Consider the following 23,950-nt stretch of genomic DNA (forward strand, 5'->3'; position numbering starts at 1 on the left):
CTCCCGATTCGATCGACAAAGAAAACAGACCGGGCGGGGTTTCCTCGCCCTTTTATCGGGTGGATTTCCGGACGAGGAGAGACAGAAACCCGAGACCGAGAAATCCCCAGAAGGGATGAGAGGGTTCCGGGGTGGACGCGGGAACGGCCGTTATCCCGATCGGACGGATCAGGCTAGGATTCGTGTAGATAGTTCCCGTGAAAGAAGACGGATTCCCGATCGCTCCCGGATAGCTCAACAGCGCGCCCGCGTTTCCCGCCGCGAAATCGAATCCCGCGACATAAAGATTATTGGCGAACGAGCCGGAACCGAAGGTCAAACTACCGATAAAATTATTACTCGGCGTGGTTCCCGTGTAATTGGTCGAGAGAGTCGCTAACAACTGCCCGGCCGCGTTATACCGACGGATTCCCCCCGCGAAATCGCTCACCAAAATATCGTTATTCGGCGCCGATGCTAAACCCAAAAGACTGACAAAACCGAAACTTTCGGGTAACGGGTTCGGTTGACCGATAAACACCGTCGGGGTCGTCGTCGGCGCTAACCCGGCCACCTGTTCGGGACTGTAGCGCAAAACCTGACTATCGTAGGCGAAGACTAAATTTCCCGACGCGTCATTCGCGGTTCCTTCGGTGGTGACGTAGAGACTTCCATCCGGCCCGAAGAGTAGCCCGTTCGGCCCGTTCAAGCCGTTCAAACTTCCCAGACCATTATTATTATCGGACGCGAAAACGCCTAGAAAATTGCCCGTGGAACCATCGAAGCGCAGGATCTGATTCGTCCGAAAACTGCTCGCGTAGAGACTTCCATCGGGGCCGAACGCGTTGCCATAGGGCCGCGTCAAACCGTTTCCCGACGCGGCCACCCCTAAAAATTGCCCCGAGGGACTGAAGCGCAAAACCGCCGAGTTTTGGGGATAGAGGGGATCTAAGAGGTTTAGGCTGGAACTACCCCCGCTACTAACGTACAGGTTGCCATCGGGGCCGAAGGTCAGATCGTCGGGAGAGTCCAATCCCCCGTTTCCCGGCGCGGTAAAGTTGCCTTGAAACGTTCCCGTAACTTCATCGAAGACGAGAATTGTATTCCCATCGCTGTTGCCGATTAGCAATGTCGCGCTCGCCGGTAAGGTTTCCAGGCAGAAACTAACACAGCCGATAGCGATCGCCGTGGAAAAAGAGAAAAGAAAAGACTTATTCATAAAAGATTTCGGGTAAAGTGACTCGATTTTACTCGGCTCTCTCTATAGGCTCTGGAAATCTAATAAATTCTCTAGATTCTTACTATTCAACGTTTTCGGAACGCGATCGATCGATCCGATCGCCCTCTCTCTAGAATTCGGCTCGGGTTACACGTCTCTGAAGTTTTTTCCGTGTTACTAACCGTATCGCATAATAGATTCTCGATTTTGGGTTAAGAGGATTTAGCCCCCTACTTCAACGAGAAAATCAGGATTTTAGCCCGCGACAGAATCGAGGTTTTCGCTTCTATCGCAATGATCGCTCCTGCTGTATTGCTAACAAGAATGAAATTTTTAATAAGATCACTGAAAAACATAAGTGCTGATTTTCATGGCCTTGCAAAAATTAAGTCTCGATAAAATTGGCAGAAGAACGAGCGTTAATAAAGATTGGGGATTTCTAGTTGTTTGGCTTGTGTTTTGTGTTTTAGCTTCCCTTTTTGCTTTCCTTGTTTTAGAGGTCTTATAACTTGATCTCTGCTATATTCTTCCAATAATCCAGTAAAATAAAGCCACGATAGCATTCTACTAAAATAATGTTTGGCCGATTCGTTGCGTTCGGGATATGCCAAATCCCTAACATCTGTTTTATCGTAAACTTTATTGGGTTTTGTTTGTCGAGAAATATTTTGTGTTCTGATATGTTTTTTTAAAATACTAGCTATATAATCAGCGATGTGATTTCGATCGTAATTTAGAAAATAGGATAACATATATATTTGTTCATTTTGAACGGATACAAGACCAAAATGCGTTAAGTCAGACAGGATACTTTCGATAGTTTTTCTAGGCAATTTTATGCTTATCATCAAATTATGGTAGCTTATCCCTCTAGTGCCTTGAGTTCTGATTATTTCCAAAACCTTCAGTACAGTATCGCATTTATTGCGGATATTGTATGTTATAGGAAACTCATCTTTAGACACGGGAAATAAATCTGGAGAAAATAACTCTAATTGAACGTTACTTGGAAGATAATAATTCTTTTCAAGTTCATTTTTGATTTCGGCACTTGGAAGATAATAATTCTTCTCAAGTTCGTTCTTGATCTCGGCCATGTCTGGGCTAACAGCGAATTTTCCTGCATCACAAAGATATAAGAGTTCGTCTGGCGAAAAAACAGGAAAATCAATACCAGAAAATCTCTCTGGATAACTGGTAACAATTGCCTCTAGCTTTCTCTCTTTAGCACAAACTACTTCAATCGCATATTCTAAAGATAAAAAATACGCAGAAGCTTTATGGATAGTAGACTCGTCAACAGGACAAATTTCCAGAAGGTTTACGATCTGTTGTTCCATGACTGTTTCTGCCGCTTCATCCCCGCACAAAAAAATTAGCGTGGAATGAATATTATCCCGTCCTTTTTCGGTAAGATAACCTTTGATTTTGCCCGATCGAAGTAATTCCCATAGCGGATCTGTATACTCAACGGTGCGACGATTCAAGAGGGTATCTTGAATGATTTCAAATGAAATTAAAAAGTTTTTCATTTGCTAAACCTATAATTAAGGGTTGATCGAGGTTTTCGTGTTGAATCCTTTCTTTCTTTGATCGGTTCCTAGAAGTTTGCGAACCTCTTCTGGCGAAGATACTTGATTTGTTCCATTTGTCCGATTCTGGCTAGTATCTATGATCTTTGGTTCAGGTTCCCAGAGCATTAAATCACCGGGTTGACAGTTAAGCGCCGTGCAAAGTTTTTCAATAGTCGATCTCTCTAACCGTTCGGGCATTTCTTGAGAGTTTTTTAACTTGGATACGGTAACGGGGTGTAATCCAGTCGCCTCGATTAAATCTTTATTTTTAAGATAGCGTTCAGCCATAAGCACATTTAAGCGCCATTTGATAGCCATAGTATTTTCCCGATGGTAGCACTGTTCCTCCAGTATACCGCGAGTTTTAATTTTGTACATCCCCGGTTGTGCAGAATTAGTTTTAACGGCTAAAATGGACTTTGTTAGCCTTCGCAACTAATTCTATCCTATCCAAGGTGGATAGAAAGGATTATCGTGCGAATCGAGCTTTTTTGAAGATTATTGCCAAAAATCGGAGACAATAATGACGAAGTACGATTTTTACCGAATTTTGCAAAATGGAAGAATTCGCTGGTATGGCAAGTTGAAACCTGCCCGAACTCCCGGACGCTCGATCGGTGCGAGAATCGTCGTGGAGAAAGATCCTGTAACGGGGAAAGTGCTTCGAGCCTGGAACGAGGTGTATGATCGAGAGGGAAGAGTTATCTTGGTTCATCCCAAACGTCCTCAAGACTTGGGACATATTGAAATTGACCCGGAAACTGGTAGGGAAATCTCTCGAAGAGACTAGCGATCGCCATGAGTGACAATACCTTACGTGAATTGAAAAATCGCTTGGAACGGTTGGCCGATCGAGCTTCGGACAGTAAGGCAGTGGTCGATTGGTCGGACGAACAGCATTGGGAATTACTAGAAGGGGTAGAAGCCGAGAATACGACCGAAGAAGCCGATTTTCTCCGAGAACTGCTATACGACATCGGTCTGCAATGGGAATGCTTGGTGGCGAATGCCCGATCGACCGCGGTAGAGTTTCCCGAGGATTTAATTCAAGCTTGGTTATCCGAAATCCAACGATCTCTAGAAAAATTCGATCGGGCAACGGTTAGTTAACGGGGGTGTTTTTCTCCCCTTACCCGATCGAGCGGCAATCCACAGGAAAACAAAAATATCTGGCCTAAAACGGTTCCGTTAATCGATGCCGAAAGTGACGGACACGACCGCGGTAATATCTTTCTCGATCGAGGAAGTGTCGTAAATCCCGGAATCGCTCACGTCGGTCGAGTTGCGCGCGGTGATCTGGAAAACCCCCGTTTTCGCGTCCCGTACCGTCCCGACCCGATTGCCCGTACTACCGGCGATCGCCTCAGCCCGCGCTTTCGCGTCCTTCGCGGCCTCGGCCATCATTTCCACGCGCAGTTTATCCAGTCCCGTGTAGAGATATTGCGGCGGTTCGGAAACGAGGTTAATGCCCCGCTCGATCAGTTCGGTCGATCGCTTGGACAGTTCCGTGTACCGATCGACATCGCTCGATCGGATTTCCAAGCGTTGCGTGAGACGGTAGGCGAGAATCTGACCGGTATCCTGTCCGTTCGGCGTTAATTCCGGGATAGACATCGTTTCGATCGCTTTCGTGGTGATCGCGTCCTCGGGAACCCGTTGTTCTTTTAAATACGCCCGAACCTGTGCCATCTGGGCGGTTAGATCCCGGTAAGCCTCCCGCGCGGTGGGTTGTTGACTGGAGACGGATAACGTCCAGATCAGGTAATCCGATCGGATCGGCCGTCTAGCGGAACCGGTCACGACAAGAACATCGTTCGCCTGTTTGACATCGCGGATCGCTTTGGCACCGATCCAGGAACTCAGCACGAGAGCGACCGACAAAGCGAGCATTCCCGCTAGTAATTGCGGTAAACGACTATAAATCGGCGAATCTTTCATCACGATACCTCCACCGGAAAAAAGAACGAACCCGTGACAGCGTGGAGTGGCGATCGAAAATTACCCGCCGTATTGCCAGCCGGTACTCTCTAACAACAGGGGCGCGCCCTCGCGGTGGACTCCCGCGCCGATAACCTCGCCTACATAAACCGTGTGATCGCCTTTATCTACCTGTCCCACGACCTTACATTCCACGTAGCCGAGGGAGTCTTTAATGATCGGGCAACCGGTTTCCGCGCCCTCGTAGAATTCCACATCCTCGAATTTATTCCCGACCCGACTTTTCGGTTTAAAAAATTTCGCGGCCAGATCCTTCTGTTCGCTGTCGAGAAAACTGAGCGCGAACACCCCACTTTTAGCGATCATCGCGTGGGAACCGGAATCGCTTTTCACGCAATTAACCACGAGAGGCGGTTTAAAAGAACCCTGCATGACCCAACTGGCGGTAAATCCGTTCAATTCTTCGCCGTCTTTCACCCCGCAGATGTATAAACCGTGGGGGATCTTCAATAACATGGCTTTTTTGGCTTGTTCGTCTAACAAGGCGGTGTCTCCCGGAGCGTGATTACTCCCCGATCATGCCACATCGGAAGGGATTTATCCCCGCCGGTGTATCACCTGTTTCGCCCGATCGATCACGCCTTTTTTCGAGAAATTCTGTTTGTAGCGGGTAAATTGCCCCGCGTCTAACCACATTCCCTGACAGCGACTACATTTCTCGTACCAGATCGCGTGTTTATCGATATCTAGCATTCTCAACATTTGTTTCCGACACCGGGGACAACTGGCGGTTTTCGGCGATCGATCGCATTGTTTCGGTCGTCCCACGTCCACGCTTTCCGACCCCTCGATCTGTTTCAACCGTTCCGCTTCCAACGAGTCGAACCAGATTCCCGCGCAATCCCGACAGCGATCGATCTCTATCTGCCGGTAGATGACCTGTTCTAAATGTCCCTTACACTTGGGACAACCGACGCATTTCATAATAGATTGTAAATCGATTTTAAAATTCGTTGTTACTAGCCTACCCCACGGGGGGAACAATCTTTCCTCTGGACGACGACTTTATGATTTATCTTCTTTATATCGATGATCATCTCGCATGAATAATCTAACTGTCGCCGAGACGAGCGCGTTAGTTCCCGTCGATACGCTGTTAGCCGTTTTCGCCGATTTCCTCGATATCGATGTCAGCGCGGGGGACGCGGCAACCGACACGATCGTTACCTACCGTCGTCAGATCGAACAGTTTCTGCAATGGTGCGATCGCTATCAGATTCCCCCCGCGGCCGTGACGAAGGACGATATTAAACGCTACCGTCGCTGGATGGTGGAGACGAAAAAATTTAAACCCACGACGATCGCGTTAAAATTGTCCGTCGTCCGTCGTTTCTATCAGGCCGCCGTCGAAAAAGGGCTAATTTCCCTCAATCCCGTCAACGGCATCAAACCGCCGCGGGAAAAACGCGATCCCGCCGCGAGAATCACCTATCTAGAGAAATCGGAAGTACAACAATTATTCGCCGCCATCGCCGACGATAATAGCCTGAAATCGGCAAGAGATCGGGCGTTAATCGGTATCATGGCGCTGGAGGGACCGCGGACGATCGAACTCCACCGCGCCAATATTAGCGATATCGTCCGGCAGGGGAAAAATGTCGGCATTCGGGTGGAAGGAAAACGCAATATCCGGATCGTTCCGTTAACGAGTCAATTGGGTGAATTACTGTTCGATTATCTGGATTTACGCGAGGAAATGGGAGAAACTTTGAAACCCACGCAACCGCTATTTATTTCCGTCGGCAATCGCGGGGGAGGGAAACGACTATCGCGTCGGGGAATTCGGTTAATTGTCGATAATTATCTTCAGGAAACCGATTTAAAACACACCCCCGGCCGCACCATTTCCGCACACAGTCTCCGGCATACCGCGGGAACCCTCGCGCTTCATTCCGGCGCGGATTTACGGCAGGTTCAGGACTTATTGGGCCATGCCGATCCGCGGACCACTTCCCTGTACGCGCACGTCGCCGATCGATGGGAGAATAACCCCGCGTTAAAAATCGATATCGAGTTACAGAATCGCCCCGATTCCTAACGCGAGAACGCTCGTCGCGATGTGTTGGGGAATTAGCAGTTTAAAAGGTTGTTTGGCGATTTTTTCCGTGATATAAACCGACGCGAGAACACCGATCAGTAATACCGTTCCCTGAAGGAAAGCAATGACCGCGGGGTGAGCGACAAAAATCGGTAAATTCATTCCCGTCAATCCGAACGTCGCCAGAGTAACGGGTAAAATTCTCCCCGCTTCCCCTAATCCCAGTTGTAGATAATGAGCGAGATTTCCCATCAAAACGAGGGGAAGATAACCGTAGGCTAACTCGATAAACGATCGAGGTTTTAAAGAAGAGAAATTCTGGAAAATGAATTTAACCCCCGCGTGCGCGAGAAGGGGAACGATCGAGGGGAGGAATAAAGCGGCGATCGACAGTCCAGCGTGTTGCCAGAAATCCGTTAAATCTACGGGTAAATGTAAGCCCGATCGAAGGTCGGATAAATGGTGTAAAAATATCGCCCCTAAAAGTAATAGTAATAACGCCACCTCGTAGACGCGGGGGGTGTGGGTTGTCCAGAGTTCGATCGCCGGGGGACGTAGATTAAATTCTACCGATCGATGGGGGCAAGCTTTCAAGCAAGTCATACACAGAACACAATCGCGATTATCCTCTAATTGCGCGGGATGGGAATAGAGAGGACACCCCTCGGTTTCCATTCCCTCGCCTTTTCGCGGGCCGCCTTTATAACATTGATAGGTGGTACATTCCGCCGAACAGGTTCCCTGTTGCGCGCGTAATTCCGTCATCGATAGTTTGGCGAACATTCCGTTCATTCCGCCGATCGGACATAAATAGCGGCACCAGAAACGACGCTCGAAAATGGTCGAAAAAATCATCGCCCCCGCCGTAATTAATAGCAGTAAACACGAGGAAAGATAGGCGGTATCTTCTAAATTCCACAGTTCTTCCCAAAGTAAAATTAAAGCGAATAAACCGTATAAAAACCAGCCACCCCATTTTTCCGCCGTTTCCCGCGGCCATTTTTTCAACTGTCGGGGAAATAAATAGAGAGAGATTTTTTGGGTGATTTCCCCGTAAATCATGAAGGGACACACCGCGCACCACACCCGACCGAGGAAGGGAAATATTAATAAAACTAACGGCCACCACCAAGCCCAGAATAGATTTAAGGCGAAATTTTCCGATCGATGCTGGGGGGCGACAAATAGAATAATATTAATCAGTGCGAAAGCGAAGACCGTAAAACCGTAATTAATTTTGGTCGGCCACCAATCGCTCCGTAGAAATTTTCTCAATTTCGGATAGGCGTTTAATAGGTTAATCCGGAACTGTTTCTTTTTCGCCTGAGACGGCCAGATAATTTCCTCGGTAATTTTCGTTCGATTGTCCAGTTGAACTAATGCCCGCTCGACGAGATTTTCTAACTCCCGGAGGTTGTTCGGAAAGTCGTAAGCCTGTAATTTTCGCAAAGCTTCGGGAGTCACTTTCGGTTTGTTAATTCCTTTTTTTTGCGAGTATAAACTGATATAATATTCCATCTGATCCTCGATATCCGCTTTCCGAACTCGGAGGGGGGGAACCTTGATCGTCAGTTTCACGAGCGGATCGATCGAGGGGAGAGATTTTTCGGAAATCAGGATAATTCTCGCTTGGTTATATTTTTCCCCGACGATTTCCCCCTCGCGCTGGACGGGACGATAGGTATTCGATCGCAGGAGTTCGGCGATCGGGGGAATCAATTCCTCGGGCAATTCTTGGATATTATTTAAGATTAATGTCCCCGATCCTACCGCCTCGATCAAGCCGATTTTCCCGTTCGATCGACCGAATAATTCCGATCCGCTCACGGAAAGTCGGGAACAATCGACTTTAACGATCGCCTCCTTACGATTTTTAGAACCGAAATGAATTAACGCCGCGATATTATCTTTTTCGAGTCCGGGTTCCCCGAAAACGAGGACGGGATCGCGGTTTTTCGAGGCTTCTAAAATTTGCGATCGCAATCTCACCGCGTAGCGACTTTTGCCGACGATCCCCCGTTTCGCGCGCGCGACGAGATAGGGACGTAAAATCGCCTGTCTTTCCTGCTCGAAGCCTAATTCTTCCGTTAATCGCTCGATCTCGCGAACGAGTTGTCGCGAGAGAATCCCGGTAATTTCCGGGTGTTGTTTGACTAATTCCTGAAAAATTTCCCTCGGAATAAACCAGGTTTCCGCCTCGCTGAGACTGGTAACGGTCACGAGGGCGTTCCGATCGAGCAATAAAGACTGTAAATTAATAATCGTGCCGGGAAGTAGCCCCAGCGATCGCAGTCCTTTACTATTACTCTCCCAACACCCCGATCTCAGGATATACAATCCATCGACCGGATCGCCCTCGGTGACGACGTTTTCATAGAGATGGACGACGCGTTCTTGGAGACGCGGGGCGATCGCTTCCAATACTTCCGTACTTAAGGGACTAAACGCGGTGCGTTCCCGTAACCAGGTTACTGTATCCATAGGTTTAGAGTGGGGAGTGGAGAGTGGGGAATCAAGATAGAGAGGATATAGGTTCGGGAAAAAATCAAGCGTTTCGAGAAAATTACTCCCTACTCCCTACTCCTGCCTTTTATTTCATCGAAAACATCGGTATTTCAGCGAGGAATTATGATAGAGCCGATCGACTTATGGGTTCCGTTGGTTTTGTTGGGGTCGATCGTTCTGGCGGCGATTTTCTTCAGTCGGGCTAAGTAACGGTTGGTTGGTGTAATTCCCTTCCCGTCGGTGTGGCGAATTCCAGATAACCGGCCTCGATTAAAGCTTTATCGCGGATACGGCAGGAATCGCAGAGGCCGCAGGGTTCCGATCCTCCCTGATAACAAGACCAAGTATCGGCGATCGGGACACCCAGATCGATCGCCCGACGGACGATATCCACTTTACTATCTCTCACCAACGGAGCGACGAGACGGGGCGCTTTTCCTTCTAACCCCGCTTTCGAGGATAAATTCGCTAATTCTTGGAAAGCGGCCAGATATTCGGGACGACAATCGGGATAGCCGGAATAATCGACCGCGTTAATTCCTAGATAGATCGCCTCCGCGCCTCTCGCTTCCGCCAGAGAAAGAGCGATGGCAATAAATACCGTATTTCTGCCAGGAACGTAGGTAATGGGGATAATATCGGGGTTAACGCCTTCTTTCGGGATAGAAATCGAGTTATCGGTTAAAGCCGATCCCCCCCAGAGAGAGAGATTCACCTCGATCGAAAAATGTTCTTCGAGGCCGAGTTTTCGCGCGATGGTCGCGGCCGCCTGTAGTTCTCGATCGTGTCTTTGTCCGTAGCGAAAGGAAAGCGCGATTACCCGATAGCCGTCCGCGAGGGCGATAGCGGCCGTGGTTGCCGAATCCAATCCCCCCGAAAGTAAGACGATCGCCGTTTTCTGATCTGTCACGATAAAGTCACCTCTTCCCGTAGATAATCCGCGAACAGAACAAATTGTTTCAACCAACGCGAACCGAGTAAAATCTCCTGGATCTCGTCACCCGCGAAAACGGGAATCTCGTACTCCTGTCGATCGATCGCCACTTTACCGAGATAAATATCGAATAACGCTTCTCCCTTGGCCGTGATCAATTTATCTTGATTTAAAAACCGCCATCCTAGATCTCGGATGTCTTGGTCGTTCATGACGCACAATTCCGTGAAACCCGTATCTAGCATCGCTTCAACCGTTAGAGATAGACCATCCCCAGTGATGAGTTCGATATCGAAGTAAATCTCGCCGTTGTCTCCGAATCTACCTTGAATCATATTCGCCCGCTTACCCCTGTCTCGTTAATCCCGAAAATATGATGAATTTTGTCGGGGTATCTGTCGCGCATTTTTTTACTGGCGACCTCTTTATCGGGATCGATGATATAGTCACCGCTATCCGGTTCGATCGCTATATACCAGCCGTAGTAATTTTCCAGCAATTTCGGTTGTAATCGTTGGAAAATTGGCCAACAGCGATTATAAAACGCCAGTTGTCGGGCGCGGTGTTCCTGTTTCTGTTCCTCCGTCCACTGGATTTCGGGAAACACTCGACCTCGCCGTACCACTCGATCGCTTTTAGAAGTTGACATGATCTCTATCCGGAACGCGACTACCTACTCGATCTTATCTCGGGAATTATTGCCGTCCCAAAAAATTCACGATCGAGGGAATCATTTCCTTGAACCAGTGTTCTTGGGGATAGTGTTTCGCCTCGGGAAAGGGAATCAATTCCACGTTCGATCGAGCCGCTAATTTTTCCACCGGGGAAGAAGATAACCAAGGATCGGCCATCCCCCAAACCAACAAGATCGGTTTCTCGAATTCATTCAATCCTTTTTCGATCTCTTCCATCGATTTAGAGAGTTGTAAATTCTGGATCGTCGCCACGAGAGAACGTCCCACCGCGGAAGTTTTCAGATAGGGTTGACGGAACATCGCCAGATCGCTATCGGAAATGAGGAAACCGCTACCTTTCTCTAGGGTTCGATCGACCAGTAACGGATCTTGAGTCGCCATATCTCCCACGAAGGGTAAACCCCACTGTTTCATCGTCCACGGTAACGTCACATCACTCGATAAAGGAGTATTGAGAATAATCAGACGCTCGATCTTGTCGGGATTTCGTAACGCGTATTGGATGCCGACAGACCCGAGAAATCCCTGCGCGACGAGAGAAACTTTCTCGAATTCTAACGCGTTCAAAAAGTCATCTAGGGCTTGACAAAAAGCGTCGGGCGTGTATTTAAACTCTCGGGAATTCGGTTTATCGGACATTCCCGAACCGATCCAATCCGGTGCGATCGCGCGGATTTTATACTCTTCTAAACCGGTTAATACATTCCGCCAGATGTAACTATGGGAGGGAATACCGTGAAGCAGGATCGCGGGCGCTTTTTCCGTTCCTCCCTCGGGGTTCACTTCCCGATAAAACCACTTCAAAGAACCGACTTCGAGAGAATTTTCTAAAATTGACATGGTTAAAGGCGTGATTACAGATAGTTAACCATTGTCTAACGTCGGGGAACCGAATCGCCAACGAATTAACGAGATCTATCCTTCTTCCTCGAAGTCCACGTTATCGTAGAGATCGGCGAGTTCGATCGAGATCGGGACGGAAGACAGGGAAAAGACAGCCTCAAGATTATCGTACTCGGTTAAAAGCCACTGATTCGGGGACGTTTTCCGATAATGTTCGACGCGCGGACTATATTGATCGATGAGAATATATTCCTGAAAACTAGGGATCGTTCGATAGGCGGTAAATTTATCGCCCTTATCGTAATTTCTCGTCGATTTCGATAATACTTCCCCGATCAGTAACGGATTGGTCACGGTATCCCGACGATTTTTGGCGTATTCAAGAGGTCGAGCGATAATCATCACGTCCGGATAGGTATGAATCTGTTTTTCGGGAATCCATACTCGTAAATCCGCCACGGACACGTTATAAGGCTGACGTTTAAGACCGAAATTCAGAATACTGGCGAAATTTAGCTCGATCGTGGCATGATTGGGGGTTCCACCGGTCATTAGTCTAATCTCTCCCGCGATGTATTCGTGACGTTCCGGGGAATTTTCCTCGAATTCGAGATATTCTTCGGGAGAATAGGTTTTATTTTCTTGAATTTGAGCGATCATAAACGGTAACTCCCGAAACTCGATCGATACTCTACGATTGTAGCTAACGACGGGGGATGTAAGCGGATTCGACTGAAAAAATCTTTTTGATGTAGCCTAGAAATACGGAGCCTGTCCCCCTAATCGTCTATCCCGATGTCCTCGTTCCACAAACGGGGATTATTTTCGATGAAATCGCGCATTAACCGTTTACATTCGTCTAAATCCAGATCGATCACCGTCACCCCGCGCGATTCCATAAACTCCCGCGCTCCCGGAAAAGTGGCCGATTCCCCGGCGATCACGGTCGGAATACCGAACTGAACTACCGCACCCGCGCAGAGATAACAGGGCATCAGGGTGGAGTAGAGAATCGTTCCCCGGTAGGAACCCACCCGTCCCGCTTGCCGTAAACAATCGATCTCCGCGTGGGTGACGGGATCGCCGTCCTGTACCCGTTTATTGTGTCCCCTGCCGATAATCTCGCCATTTTTAACCAGGACGGAGCCGATCGGGATTCCTCCCTCCCGTAATCCCTGTTTAGCTTCCTCGATAGCGGCGCGCATGAATTCATCCATAGCGGTATTTCCCAAACTTAACGGACTCTTCTAAAAGTTCGATCGAGCCTTCGGAATTTCCGGATTCTAACCCGTCACGGGGAACGAGTTCCGCGAATTCCGGGGTTTTTATCCTTTCATTACGTTACGTTACCCCGTACAATACATTTCTTGTGAGTTAATCGAGATTTTTCCCGATCGATCTACTACCGATCCCGCTCGTTTCTCCAGAGAACGCGACGGGAATCAATCGTATCGAGAGCCGGGAAAATCGATCGCTTTGCGGCCACGTTCCGCCACTCATGCCGCTTTTGATCTCCGTCATCTACACCTAACTTCTCAACCATAGTGACCCAAACTCTTGACAAACCGACTCTAGAACGGGAATTTCTGCCGTTTACCCTACAGGATGTCCGTAACGCTATCCCGGCGCGTTGTTTTCAATCCAACGCGTTCCGTTCTCTAGCTTACTTTTTCCTCGACATCGGCATAATCGCCCTCCTCTACTGGCTTGTTTTCACCATCGATAGCGTTTGGTTCCTGCCGGTTTTCTGGTTCGCCACCGGAACCATGTTCTGGGCGCTGTTCGTCGTCGGTCACGATTGCGGACACGGTTCGTTTTCCCGTTATCGCTGGCTGAATAACCTGTTCGGCCACCTCAGCCACACGCCGATTCTGGTTCCCTTCCACGGTTGGCGCATCAGCCATCGTACCCATCACGCGAACACCGGCAATATCGACACCGATGAAAGCTGGTATCCCGTCACCGAGAGCCAGTACGATCGAATGGCTTGGTACGAGAAATTCGCCCGTTTTCACCTAATTTTATTCGTTTACCCGCTTTATCTCTTCCGTCGATCGCCGGGCAAAGAAGGCTCGCACTTCATGCCGGAAAGTCCCCTCTTCCGTCCCCACGAGAAATGGCAGGTGATCACCAGTACGGTCTGCTGTACCTTCATGTTGGGACTGTTGATCGGGGTCGGCATTACCCACGGTTTTCTCTTCCTGTTAACCTATTACATCGTTCCTTACCTGATTTTCGTGGCTTGGTTGGACGTGGTGACGTTCCTGCACCACACGGAAGACGATATCCCCTGGTATCGCGGAAAAGACTGGTATTTCCTCAAAGGCGCGCTCTCGACGATCGATCGCGATTACGGGTTCTTTAACCCCATCCATCACAATATCGGCACTCACGTAGCCCATCACATTTTTATTACTATCCCCCACTACCATCTTTTAGAGGCGACCGAGGCGATCCGTCCCGTGTTGGGCGATTATTATCACGTTTCCCGCGAACCGATTTTTAAATCTCTCTGGCGCTCTTACCGGAACTGTCATTTCGTGGCCGATACCGGTAGCAAGATCTATTACACCTCTCGTAATCAGAATTCCTAGTCAGTCCGGGAATTCAAAACGATACCAATTCTCGAAAATCGGTTACAGTAAGGTCTAAATTCCTTGTAGTAGCCTGTATTCAAAGAATTGGTATTATTTTTGTCCGAATTTAATCGAAAAGTAATTGGTATTTTCCCTCCCGCCTCCCGCCCCCTGCCCCCTAAAGAAAAGTCCCCTAACCGGATCGGTTAAGGGGAGGTAATTAGGTTGGCTTTTGTAACGCTGTAGCGCGCGAAACTAGAACCGGCTTACGCGAGCCATTCTAGAACCGCCTCGTCTTTGGTGTTGGTGTGACGGGACGGGGTTTCGCGGTTGAATTTCATGTGGATCGATCGAGTTTGTTCGCCATCGACCGCCACGGCCATGATGGGATAATCGATCAGCCCGTCTTGGAACGACATCTGGAAGCGGAAGGTTCCATCGGGATTGAGTTTGATCGGGCGACCGCCGATCGTTACCGTCGCGTCGGGTTCGGTCGCGCCGTAGACGATCAGTTCCGCGTCGGCCACTAACCAGAACTTGCGGGGACGGGCGAGATTTTCCGAAGCGCCCATCCCGATACCGGAGGCCGTCATGCCGACACCGGACGCGGTGAGTCCCGAAACCGTCGGAACCGCCCACATTCCCACGCCGGAGGGGAAGATATAGGAACTGACGACGGAACCGGCGACGTGTTGCATGGAACCGAACAGCGAACCCGCGACGCGTTGGGCCTCGATATCGCCGACACTCTCGAAGATGCGATCGTAAATGGGACTGGTTCCGGCCACCATGCCGACACCGTAGCGTTTGCTGGGAGGAACGAGTTCGTAGAAGGTTTTTCCGGCGAGTTCTTCTTCCCAGTTAACGGTGATGAAGATATCCTCGATCCAGTCGGAGGGATACACGGGAGGGATGCGAACGGTGGACGAACGGGCGAGAACTAACCAACGCCCGTCCGCGCAACGATAACCGATGTCGAGCGCGTAGTCTCGATCGCTCACCGGAATCGGCATATACCACTCGCGGGCTAACTCATCACAAAGATATTCTTGAATACTGTGCGCCGATTGGCTGTTGAGATCGATGTCGGTCACGTCGTAGAGACGCAGGGCTAACTGTTGTCCTCCCTGACGGCGGAGTTCTTCTTTGGCATCGTTGGGGATGTCCCAGTACGCGTAAGCCCATTGGGGATCGCGGGGTAGGAGGGTGACACGACTCTCGCCGTACCCACCGGGTAAATCCCCCAAGCCATCATCGACCGAGGCTAGATTTTCTTCAATGGGTTCCGATTGTCCTAACTCGAATTTCGATGCTTCCACTTGTTGCTCCTCCTGAACAGTAGGTGTAGATAAAACTCCGCTTACCGGCATGGCTCGCGTGATCGCCTCGATCAATTGCGTTTTCCGCATTCGGCTGTACCGGGAGATGTTGTATTGACTAGCCACCCGGCGTAGTTGCCGCAATGTCATCTCCTCTAAGGGTGGGCGTTCTGGTGCCATGTGATTACACGCTCCGATTAGTTACGACGGCGAACGAATTCTCGGCGTTCGCGAAAATAGTGACCGGGGCAAATCGCCTCACTACTTACATCGATGTATCCTAACGATGAATCCACTCGATCGGGATCAAGGGGTTCGCTTGTTATAAATACCTATTTAACAGACTTTTTAGATTTCGCGCCAGAAAATATATCAAGCTTTCCTGACAACACAGCCAAACCTTGATCCCGCCGCATTCTTTTGTTATTAAATCCTGACATTAAAGGCGGGTGTCGCCAGATTAAACGATATTTACGATCTCCCCCATCTCCCTCACCTCCCCACCTCCCGACTCCTGTACGCCGATCCCGATCGCCTGTAATCTGGATAGAGAAATCAGTCACGTTAGGGAGACCAGGAAGGTTGGCTACTCGCGTCATCATCGTCCGTCACGGGCAAAGCAGTTACAACGCGCAACAGAAGATTCAAGGACGGAGTGATGGATCTGTCCTGACGGAAAAAGGTCGCCTCGACGCGGAGAAAGTCGGGGAGGCGTTGAAGTCGATCGAGATCGCCGCCCTCTACTGTAGTCCCCTACAACGCGCGAAATCGACCGCGGAAGTCATTCAATCCAAGTTAGATAATCCCCCGGCCCTCCAACCGACCGATCGATTGTTAGAGATCGATCTGCCGATCTGGGAAAATATGGTTAAAGAGGAAGTAAAAGCCGGATTCCCGCGAGAATATCGCGATTGGCACGATCGCCCGCACGAGTTCAAAATGATCCTCGCGGACGGAAGCGAACACTATCCCGTCCTCTCTCTCTACGAACAGGCCAAAGAATTCTGGCAGGACGTGATCCCGCGTCACCAAGGGCAAACTATCCTCATCGTCGCCCACAACGGGATCAATCGCTGTTTACTCCTGAGCGCGATCGGGATTCCCGTTTCCCGCTACCATTCCATCCAGCAATCGAACTGTTGTATAAATGTCCTGAACTTTACCGGCGATTTCGGCGATCCGGTACAGGTGGAATCGCTCAACCAAACCGCCCATCTGGGAATTCCCCTACCGCCCCCGCGTCCTCCCTTCCACGGTACGCGTCTTCTCCTCGTCCGTCACGGCGAGACACAATGGAACCGGGACAAGCGTTTTCAGGGGATTCGCGATATTCCCCTCAATGAAAACGGGAAAGCCCAGGCGCTACAGGCTGCGAAATTTCTCAAGGAAACGGCGATCGATAATGCCGTTACCAGTCCCCTCTCGCGCCCGAAAGAAACCGCCGAAATTATCCTGCAATATCACCCGAATGTCACGCTCGATAATCGCGTCGATCTCACGGAAATCTGTCACGGACTCTGGGAGGGAATGTTAGAGGAAGAGATCGAGAGTAATTTTCCCGGAATGTTACACGAGTGGAAAGTCGCGCCGGAGACGGTACAGATGCCGGAGGGCGAGAATTTACAGCAGGTATGGGATCGGGCGATCGCCTGTTGGGAAGAGATCGTCGAAACTTACAGCGCCGGCGACGGGCCGAAAACGGTTATGGTAGTCGCTCACGACGCGATTAATAAAGTTATTCTCTGTTATCTTCTCGGATTGAAACCCGCGAATTTCTGGTACATCAAACAGGGTAACGGTGCGGTTAGCGTGATCGATTATCCGAAAGGCGCGGGTTCGACTCCCGTGATCCAGGCGATCAATATCACCTATCACCTCGGCGCGGGAATTCTCGATAAAACCGCCGCGGGCGCTTTATAGAAGGCGGGAGATACGGGAGATGAGCGAGAATAGGAAAACCCTTCCTCTACTCCCGAATCTATGTCCCGACAACGTGTATTGATCTGGTATCGGAATGATTTACGGGTTCACGATCACGAGCCGCTGTATCGATCGATCGTCGAGAACGCTGAAATCATTCCGTTTTATTGTTTCGACGATCGACAGTTCGGGAAAACTTCGTTCGGATTTCCGAAAACGGGGGCTTTCCGCGCGAAATTCCTGCTCGAATCGGTGGCGGATTTACGCCGGTCTCTAACCGATTTAGGCAGTAATTTAGTGATCCGAAGAGGACGATCGGAAACGGTGATTCCCGAATTAGCGCGAGAGTTGAATATCTCGAAAGTGTACTATCATCGAGAAGTGACCGCGGAGGAAATCGCTGTCGAGAAAAATTTAGAGAAATCATTAAAAGAGTTAAATGTCAAGACGGAAACTTTCTGGACGGCAACGTTAATTCATCCCGAAGATCTGTCCTTTGAACTGTCGGAACTTCCCGAACTGTTCACGAATTTCCGAAAGCGAGTCGAGCGGGATTGGCGGGTTCGATCGATCTACGAAACCCCGAAATCTTTATCCCCTCTCCCCGAAATCGAGATCGGCGATTTACCGACTATAACCGATCTAGGATTGGCGGAACCGATTTTCGACGCTCGATCGGTTTTACAATTTCAAGGGGGAGAAACGGCGGGAAAAGCGCGGGTAAAGCATTATATTTGGGACAGCGATCGAATCCAAACGTACAAGGAAACCCGCAACGGAATGTTAGGAGAGGATTATTCCGCTAAATTCTCCGCGTGGTTGAGTTTAGGATGTATTTCCCCCCGCTATATCTACGAGGAAGCGAGAAAATACGAGCGGGAACGGGTGAAAAATGATTCTACCTACTGGCTGATTTTCGAGTTACTGTGGCGGGATTTCTTTCGCTTTATCTGCGCGAAACACGGGAATCAAATTTTCTATCCTTCGGGTTTACGGGGGATCGAGATCCCGTGGAAACAGGATCTAGAGAGATTCAAGATGTGGAAAGAAGGAAAAACGGGTTATCCTCTCGTGGACGCGAACATGAAAGAACTGGCGGCCACGGGTTTTATGTCGAATCGCGGACGGCAAAACGTGGCGAGTTTTCTCACCAAAAATCTCGGTATCGATTGGCGGATGGGCGCGGAATGGTTCGAGTCTTTGTTAATCGATCACGATGTTTGTAGTAATTGGGGGAACTGGAATTACACCGCGGGAGTGGGAAACGACGCGCGCGGCTTTCGCTATTTCAATATTCCCAAACAATCGCAGGACTACGATCCGGACGGGGACTATTTACGCCACTGGTTGCCCGAATTAGCGGCGATACCGGGTGATAAAATCCATGAACCGTATCGGTTATCGATCGAGGAACAAAAACGTTACGGCGTGAGGTTAGGAATCGATTACCCGCGTCCGGTAGTGGACTTTTTCGAGTCGGTGAAACACAACGAGAAGATTTACAATAATTCTCTCTAGGGGTCTACTGTTTCCCGTAACCATTTTACTAACACCGGGTTAAAGCGATCGGGGCATTCATCCTGTAAACAATGTCCCGCCCGATCGAACTCCACGTATTGAATTTTCGGATTCAATTTCACGAATCCCGCCGCTAATTCTACGGGAATCATCCGATCCTGATGTCCCCAGCAGAGTAGAATCGGAATTTCTAATTGTGGTAGAATCGCTTTCGCGGGAGGACAATATTCGGGATAATTGACCGCTTGTGCCAGAGAAACAAAAGCATCGTCCGCGCCTTCATCTAGGGGAGGTCTACCGATAATTTGAATTAACTCGTCCGTGACCGCTTTTTTGTCCTCGTAGGCGATCCCCGTCCACTTTCGCAGAACTTCCGGACGACGGAGATAATAAAAAATCGGTTTTAGTAACCAGGGCGCGGTAAATAATTTCTCGATCGGCGTGACAATATTTAATAACCACGGGGGGATCATTTCCCGGCGACGGGTCACGTCCGGTAAGCTTAACATCACCAATCCCGCCACCATTTCCGGGTATTTTCCCGCGAGAGTCATGCAAACGAGGGAACCGATCGAATTCCCCACTAAAACCACGGGACGGTTAATAAAAGTCTTCCAGAAGTCGTGAACCTGTTCGACCCATACACTAGTAGTATACGGCACTCGCGCCTTCCGGGACGCGCCGAAACCGAGTAAATCGATAGCGTATACCCGACGATCTTGACTGAGGACGGGGATATTATGCCGCCAGTGTTCGATCGCCGCGCCGAAACCGTGAATCAGGATCGCGGGGGGATTTTCGTTTTTTTCGTCTGTTTTCGCGGGCATAAAGCTAAAACGGGTTTGCCAGCCGCGCCATACCCAATCGCGTTGATAACCGACGCGTTCTTGCCAGGGAGGAGAATCGATCACGGGGATTGTCGGGAGAGGTCGTTTTTAAATTATAGCGACGCTGTGATTTTATCGGTTCGATCTCGCGGACGGGGCAGAGCGCGAGTACGTGTTAGGATTGGGGCGAGTATAATGGGGTAAGGATTCAATGCAACTGTTCGAGGTAATTTGGAAAGAGCGATTCGTCGAGAAGCTTGCCGTTAAACATAACGTTACCACGGACGAAGTTGAAGGGGTTCTATTTTCCTATCCTCATGTTCGTAAAGCGGGAAAAGGCAACATAGAAGGCGAAGATGTTTATGTCGCTTACGGTCAAACCGAAGCGGGTAGATACTTGGTTGTCTTTTTCATCCGTAAAAATCGAACTTCTGCCTTACCCATCTCGGCACGAGATATGACTGATTCGGAACGGAGGTATTATGAGCGACAAATCTAAAGCGATCGAGCCGATCCCGGAAACGTTTTCTAGTTATGAAGAGGCGGCGGAGTTCTGGGATACCCATGACACGACCGACTATTTAGACGATTTCGAGACCGTACCATTAGAGGAAAACGAGTTACGAAATCGACGCTTTGAAGTTTCGATCGATGAAGATTTAATACGAGTTTTACATCAACAAGCCAACCGACAAGGAATAGGAGTCGAACAATTGGTGAATAGTATGTTAAGATCGAGTATGGGAAATGTTGCTTGAGGTTTGATGAATGTTTCACTCGAAACTTATCGCGTTTTTCTTAATTATTTTCCGATCTTCTTCTCTGTGAAATCGAAGAAAACCGATGCAAATCACGATCGATCTACCTCCCGACCTCGAACAAGCCCTGATCCGTCAAGCGGATCGATCGAATATTCCCCTCGAAACTCTAATTCTTCAAGCTTTACTTCAGGAAATCCCAACGAAACTCGATTCTATTCCGCGGTGGTCGGATGCCGTTTTATCCTACAAGGAAACTCCCGACTTTCCTGCTTTCGAGTCCTATCGATCCGAACTCGATGACAATAATCGATCGCCCGAAAATCCGTGTTCCTACCGGTGATCCAAATCCCGAAACCATCCCTAGAATTAAAATAGGTATGGAGGGAAAAAGCGAATGAGCGAGGAAACTACCTATTTAGAACTCTCCGAAGGCGATAGCGGTTCCCATAAATTTTACGAGGTGATCGTCGCGGGAACGGAAGTACGGATTCGCTACGGACGGATTGGCGATAAGGGACAACAACAGGCGAAAACCTATCCCAGCGAGGAAAAAGCGAAAGCCGAGGCGGGTAAAAAAATTAACGAGAAGCTACGCAAAGGCTACGCGCCCGCGGTGATGGGAGAGCGACAAAAACGCCCCGTCACCCGTCGTCAGGTGGAAAGTACCCCCTCTAGCGCCAAACACGCCCCGATTGTCTGGAAATTCGCGTCGGGATCGATCGCTTTCGGGATTTTTATCGCCCGCGATGGTTGTTGGGTGGGCAATCAGAAAGGACAGGTATACAAGCTCGACCACGAGGGAAAAGTTCTCAACCAATTTCAATTGCCGGACGGGGTGAAGTGTATCGTTGCCGATGATATTTGGATTTACGTGGGTTGTGACGATGGGAACGTTTACGATCTGAGCGGGAAACTGCCCCGACTGGCTTACGAGATCGATCGAAATATCGATATTTTCTGGCTGGATATCGACGACGGGACGTTAACCGTATCCGACGCGAATGGCGCTCTCTCCAAATTCGAGCCGTCCGGGGAGGGAGAATGGACGCGTTTGAGTCAGGGAAAATCGGGCTGGATGGTGCGATGTGACCGGGACGGCATCTATCACGGGCATCATCTCGGCGTAACGAGGTACGATCGAGAGGAAGGACGGCAGTTATGGCATCAACCCACCGACGGCGCTGTACTATTCGGCTGGCAGGAAACCGATACCGTATACGCGGGGACTTCCGCTAAAAAACTCTATCGTTTGAGCAAAAAAGGCGATATAGAGCGAATATATACCTGTGACGCGTCCGTGTATTCCTGCGCCACTTCTCCCGCGGGGGAACACGTTTTCGCCGGGGATAATTCCTCTTCGGTGTACTGTTTTACCGCGTCCGGCGAGCGCGTGTGGAAACTGGCGACGGGGTGCGGTTCCGCGCTATCGATGCAATTTCTTGACGATTTTCTCTATCTCGTCACCACTGATGGGACGTTAGCCTGTATGGATGTGAGTCCGCAGGCGATCGAGGCGGCGAAAACGGGTTCCCTGCCCGAAACCGTCCGAATTCAAGCCCCTACCGCGTTATCTAGCGTTTCGGTGACAACCGCGTTAGAAACTACCCGCGATTCGAGTGAAGGGGTGATTCTAGAATGTTTTCAAAAGGGAAATGAATTACGGGTCCGCGTCGTTTCCGAGGGCTATAATCCCGATTGGTTCGTGCAATTTCCCCGCGATATCCGGGAAAACGGAGCGCGTTACCGGGTGCAAGAAGTCCGCGAGTCCGCGCGCGGTGGTTTCTATCGCGCCTACGGGGAAATTAAGCGATTAGTGTGAGGGAGATGCGGAGGTGAGGGAGATGGGGAAATAATAAATAGTGTTATTGTTGCCTACTGACTCCTGCCTTCTGCTTCTTGGTGGGTTACGCTTCGCTAACCCACCCTACGGTTTCATTTTATCGAGGATCTAAATAGTATGAGTTATCTCATTCATCGCGGGGGAAATGGACGTTTTGTTTTGCAGTGTACCGTGACGGGAGCGATGGCGGGATTGATGTTCTGTCCGCACCCGAACGAATCGCGCCGAGCGTTTGAATATGATTACGGTTCTACCGAGAATCGAGAAAGCTTGATCAATGTTAATGAGTTTCCCGAACTCGATTATCTGACTTTTTGGGTCATGGAATCCGCCAGTTTTTACGAGTACGATCGCTGTTTACGAGAGGAGAAATGGGCGCATCTCCGACCGTTATTTCTCGCGGAAGGGAAAGCGAGCGGCTACAATCCGGGACGGGACAAACCGCCGATTTCCCCTTCTTTACCGACGCGATGGCAATATACCCCGCCCAACCCTAGAGGAACTTGGAAAATTCCCGCTTGGGCGCTTTATGTTAACGAGAATACTGTCTGGATAGGAAATCGCGATGGCTTGATTGTAGTCCTAGATCATGACGGTCAAATTGTCAATCAGTTTCAGTTACCGAAAATCACCCGTTGTCTTGTCGGTAACGATCGATCGATCTACGCGAGTTGTGACGATGGTAATCTTTACGATTTAACGGGAAAGTTGCCAGAAGCTGTTTATAATTTCCGTACTGACGCGGTTTCGCAATGGATCGATTTCATGGTTTATAGCGTGGATTTAGCGATCGATCGCATCCATATCGCGGACACTTACGGACAACTGAGCCAACTAAATTTAGACCTACAACCGCTCTGGAAAATTCAAACGAATTATCATCGAACTTGGTTTTTACAATCGGACGATCGAGCGGTTTATCAAGGGCATAATTCCGGTGTATCCGCTTACGATATCGATACGGGAAAATTATTATGGTCTCATCCTACGGAATCGGTTCTCTGTGGGGTTATAACAGAAGATTCGGTTATCGTCGGGACGAGCGATCGAACGCTCTATCAACTCTCGAAAACGGGCGATATCAAGATGAAAACTACCGAGACAAAACTTTTCGCCGAACTGGAAGGAGCCGCCTATTCTTGCACGCTCTCACGGGAGAAAAATTTACTTTTCGTCGCCGATCATCTGTCGAATCTCTATGTTTTCAATCTTTTAGGAGAACTGATAGAAAAATATACTACGAATTGCGGTGTTGTTTTAAATCTATATTCTTTCGGCGATCGACTGTACGGAACCACGAGCGACGGGACGATCGCCAGTTTCTCGATTCCTGGTTTAGAAACCCAGAAGTTCCTAGCAAGTCTCAAAGATTTTCAGAGTAAGCGCAACTAAAAACTAAAATTT

General features: G+C 49.3%; 27 protein-coding genes. 11 read left to right on the forward strand and 16 right to left on the reverse strand.

The features are described 5' to 3' along the window. Nucleotides 1-52: 52 nt before the first annotated feature. The 3 genes from V0288_RS12320 to V0288_RS12330 form a co-directional block, all read right to left on the reverse strand. Entirely contained in the window at nucleotides 53-1,198 is a 1,146-nt protein-coding gene (locus V0288_RS12320; protein WP_332865399.1) for an NHL repeat-containing protein, read from the reverse strand. A gap of 419 nt (nucleotides 1,199-1,617) precedes the next feature. Continuing rightward, a complete protein-coding gene (locus tag V0288_RS12325) occupies nucleotides 1,618-2,730 on the reverse strand; it encodes a hypothetical protein (protein ID WP_332865400.1) in 1,113 nt (370 codons plus the stop codon). A 15-nt stretch (nucleotides 2,731-2,745) separates the two neighbouring features. Then, nucleotides 2,746-3,090, reverse strand: a complete 345-nt coding sequence (locus V0288_RS12330; RefSeq protein WP_332865401.1) for a helix-turn-helix domain-containing protein — start codon at nucleotides 3,088-3,090, stop codon at nucleotides 2,746-2,748. Between the two features lie 205 nt (nucleotides 3,091-3,295). Between V0288_RS12330 and V0288_RS12335 the strand changes: the two genes are divergently transcribed. Next, nucleotides 3,296-3,562, forward strand: a complete 267-nt coding sequence (locus V0288_RS12335) for a hypothetical protein (protein ID WP_332865402.1) — start codon at nucleotides 3,296-3,298, stop codon at nucleotides 3,560-3,562. Between the two features lie 8 nt (nucleotides 3,563-3,570). Continuing rightward, complete coding sequence (locus V0288_RS12340; RefSeq protein WP_332865403.1) at nucleotides 3,571-3,882, forward strand: hypothetical protein; 312 nt, start codon at nucleotides 3,571-3,573, stop codon at nucleotides 3,880-3,882. A gap of 78 nt (nucleotides 3,883-3,960) precedes the next feature. Here the strand turns inward: V0288_RS12340 and V0288_RS12345 are convergent, their stop codons facing one another. Genes V0288_RS12345 through V0288_RS12355 form a run of 3 tightly spaced genes read right to left on the reverse strand, consistent with a single transcriptional unit; the run spans nucleotide 3,961 to nucleotide 5,694 of the window. Beyond that, on the reverse strand, nucleotides 3,961-4,710 hold the full coding sequence (locus V0288_RS12345; protein ID WP_332865404.1) for an SIMPL domain-containing protein: 750 nt from the start codon (nucleotides 4,708-4,710) through the stop codon (nucleotides 3,961-3,963). 60 nt (nucleotides 4,711-4,770) lie between these two features. Continuing rightward, entirely contained in the window at nucleotides 4,771-5,253 is a 483-nt protein-coding gene (locus V0288_RS12350) for a flavin reductase family protein (protein ID WP_332865405.1), read from the reverse strand. 54 nt (nucleotides 5,254-5,307) lie between these two features. Next, the gene (locus V0288_RS12355; RefSeq protein WP_332865406.1) at nucleotides 5,308-5,694 is read right to left on the reverse strand and encodes a TFIIB-type zinc ribbon-containing protein; all 387 of its coding nucleotides are present in this window, start codon (nucleotides 5,692-5,694) and stop codon (nucleotides 5,308-5,310) included. A 118-nt stretch (nucleotides 5,695-5,812) separates the two neighbouring features. Between V0288_RS12355 and V0288_RS12360 the strand changes: the two genes are divergently transcribed. Continuing rightward, entirely contained in the window at nucleotides 5,813-6,808 is a 996-nt protein-coding gene (locus V0288_RS12360) for a tyrosine-type recombinase/integrase (protein WP_332865407.1), read from the forward strand. Here V0288_RS12360 and V0288_RS12365 read toward each other — a convergent pair. The 8 genes from V0288_RS12365 to V0288_RS12400 form a co-directional block, all read right to left on the reverse strand. Further along, nucleotides 6,785-9,289, reverse strand: a complete 2,505-nt coding sequence (locus tag V0288_RS12365; protein ID WP_332865408.1) for an AAA-type ATPase lid domain-containing protein — start codon at nucleotides 9,287-9,289, stop codon at nucleotides 6,785-6,787. The two genes, V0288_RS12360 and V0288_RS12365, sit on opposite strands and share 24 nt — an antisense overlap. A gap of 226 nt (nucleotides 9,290-9,515) precedes the next feature. After that, nucleotides 9,516-10,223, reverse strand: a complete 708-nt coding sequence (queC, locus tag V0288_RS12370; RefSeq protein WP_332865409.1) for a 7-cyano-7-deazaguanine synthase QueC — start codon at nucleotides 10,221-10,223, stop codon at nucleotides 9,516-9,518. Next, on the reverse strand, nucleotides 10,220-10,582 hold the full coding sequence (locus V0288_RS12375; protein ID WP_332865410.1) for an aspartyl protease: 363 nt from the start codon (nucleotides 10,580-10,582) through the stop codon (nucleotides 10,220-10,222). The genes queC and V0288_RS12375 overlap by 4 nt, the downstream gene beginning before the upstream one ends. Continuing rightward, nucleotides 10,579-10,896 (reverse strand): hypothetical protein, encoded by a 318-nt coding sequence (locus V0288_RS12380; RefSeq protein ID WP_332865411.1) that lies wholly within the window; start codon nucleotides 10,894-10,896, stop codon nucleotides 10,579-10,581. The genes V0288_RS12375 and V0288_RS12380 overlap by 4 nt, the downstream gene beginning before the upstream one ends. 46 nt (nucleotides 10,897-10,942) lie before the next feature. Beyond that, entirely contained in the window at nucleotides 10,943-11,782 is an 840-nt protein-coding gene (locus tag V0288_RS12385) for an alpha/beta fold hydrolase (protein ID WP_332865412.1), read from the reverse strand. Between the two features lie 75 nt (nucleotides 11,783-11,857). After that, entirely contained in the window at nucleotides 11,858-12,445 is a 588-nt protein-coding gene (locus V0288_RS12390) for a Uma2 family endonuclease (RefSeq protein ID WP_332865413.1), read from the reverse strand. Between the two features lie 119 nt (nucleotides 12,446-12,564). Continuing rightward, on the reverse strand, nucleotides 12,565-13,002 hold the full coding sequence (locus V0288_RS12395; RefSeq protein WP_332865414.1) for a nucleoside deaminase: 438 nt from the start codon (nucleotides 13,000-13,002) through the stop codon (nucleotides 12,565-12,567). Nucleotides 13,003-13,159: 157 nt separating this feature from the next. After that, entirely contained in the window at nucleotides 13,160-13,306 is a 147-nt protein-coding gene (locus tag V0288_RS12400; protein WP_332865415.1) for a hypothetical protein, read from the reverse strand. 23 nt (nucleotides 13,307-13,329) lie between these two features. On the opposite strand from V0288_RS12400, the gene V0288_RS12405 reads away from it, so the two are divergent. Next, on the forward strand, nucleotides 13,330-14,379 hold the full coding sequence (locus tag V0288_RS12405) for a fatty acid desaturase (protein WP_332865416.1): 1,050 nt from the start codon (nucleotides 13,330-13,332) through the stop codon (nucleotides 14,377-14,379). A 248-nt stretch (nucleotides 14,380-14,627) separates the two neighbouring features. On the opposite strand, the gene V0288_RS12410 is transcribed toward V0288_RS12405, so the two are convergent. Next, nucleotides 14,628-15,860, reverse strand: a complete 1,233-nt coding sequence (locus V0288_RS12410) for a DUF4912 domain-containing protein (RefSeq protein WP_332865417.1) — start codon at nucleotides 15,858-15,860, stop codon at nucleotides 14,628-14,630. Nucleotides 15,861-16,262: 402 nt separating this feature from the next. Here V0288_RS12410 and V0288_RS12415 point away from each other — a divergent pair, with 402 nt between their 5' ends. After that, nucleotides 16,263-17,600, forward strand: a complete 1,338-nt coding sequence (locus tag V0288_RS12415) for a histidine phosphatase family protein (RefSeq protein ID WP_332865418.1) — start codon at nucleotides 16,263-16,265, stop codon at nucleotides 17,598-17,600. A gap of 60 nt (nucleotides 17,601-17,660) precedes the next feature. Continuing rightward, complete coding sequence (locus V0288_RS12420; protein WP_332865419.1) at nucleotides 17,661-19,118, forward strand: DASH family cryptochrome; 1,458 nt, start codon at nucleotides 17,661-17,663, stop codon at nucleotides 19,116-19,118. Here the strand turns inward: V0288_RS12420 and V0288_RS12425 are convergent. After that, nucleotides 19,115-20,029: an alpha/beta fold hydrolase gene (locus tag V0288_RS12425; RefSeq protein ID WP_332865420.1), complete on the reverse strand. Its 915-nt coding sequence runs from the start codon at nucleotides 20,027-20,029 to the stop codon at nucleotides 19,115-19,117. The genes V0288_RS12420 and V0288_RS12425 overlap by 4 nt on opposite strands. A gap of 127 nt (nucleotides 20,030-20,156) precedes the next feature. Between V0288_RS12425 and V0288_RS12430 the strand changes: the two genes are divergently transcribed. The 5 genes from V0288_RS12430 (at nucleotide 20,157) to V0288_RS12450 (ending at nucleotide 23,938) form a co-directional block, all read left to right on the forward strand. Further along, entirely contained in the window at nucleotides 20,157-20,444 is a 288-nt protein-coding gene (locus tag V0288_RS12430; protein WP_332865421.1) for a BrnT family toxin, read from the forward strand. Further along, on the forward strand, nucleotides 20,428-20,703 hold the full coding sequence (locus tag V0288_RS12435; RefSeq protein ID WP_332865422.1) for a CopG family antitoxin: 276 nt from the start codon (nucleotides 20,428-20,430) through the stop codon (nucleotides 20,701-20,703). Before V0288_RS12430 ends, V0288_RS12435 begins: the two co-directional genes overlap by 17 nt. 85 nt (nucleotides 20,704-20,788) lie before the next feature. Continuing rightward, nucleotides 20,789-21,046 (forward strand): hypothetical protein, encoded by a 258-nt coding sequence (locus V0288_RS12440; RefSeq protein ID WP_332865423.1) that lies wholly within the window; start codon nucleotides 20,789-20,791, stop codon nucleotides 21,044-21,046. A gap of 54 nt (nucleotides 21,047-21,100) precedes the next feature. Then, entirely contained in the window at nucleotides 21,101-22,525 is a 1,425-nt protein-coding gene (locus tag V0288_RS12445; protein WP_332865424.1) for a WGR domain-containing protein, read from the forward strand. A gap of 138 nt (nucleotides 22,526-22,663) precedes the next feature. After that, the gene (locus tag V0288_RS12450) at nucleotides 22,664-23,938 is read left to right on the forward strand and encodes a hypothetical protein (protein WP_332865425.1); all 1,275 of its coding nucleotides are present in this window, start codon (nucleotides 22,664-22,666) and stop codon (nucleotides 23,936-23,938) included. Nucleotides 23,939-23,950: the final 12 nt, after the last annotated feature.

It is taken from the genome of Pannus brasiliensis CCIBt3594 (assembly GCF_036688125.1).
Taxonomy (GTDB): domain Bacteria; phylum Cyanobacteriota; class Cyanobacteriia; order Cyanobacteriales; family Microcystaceae; genus Pannus; species Pannus brasiliensis.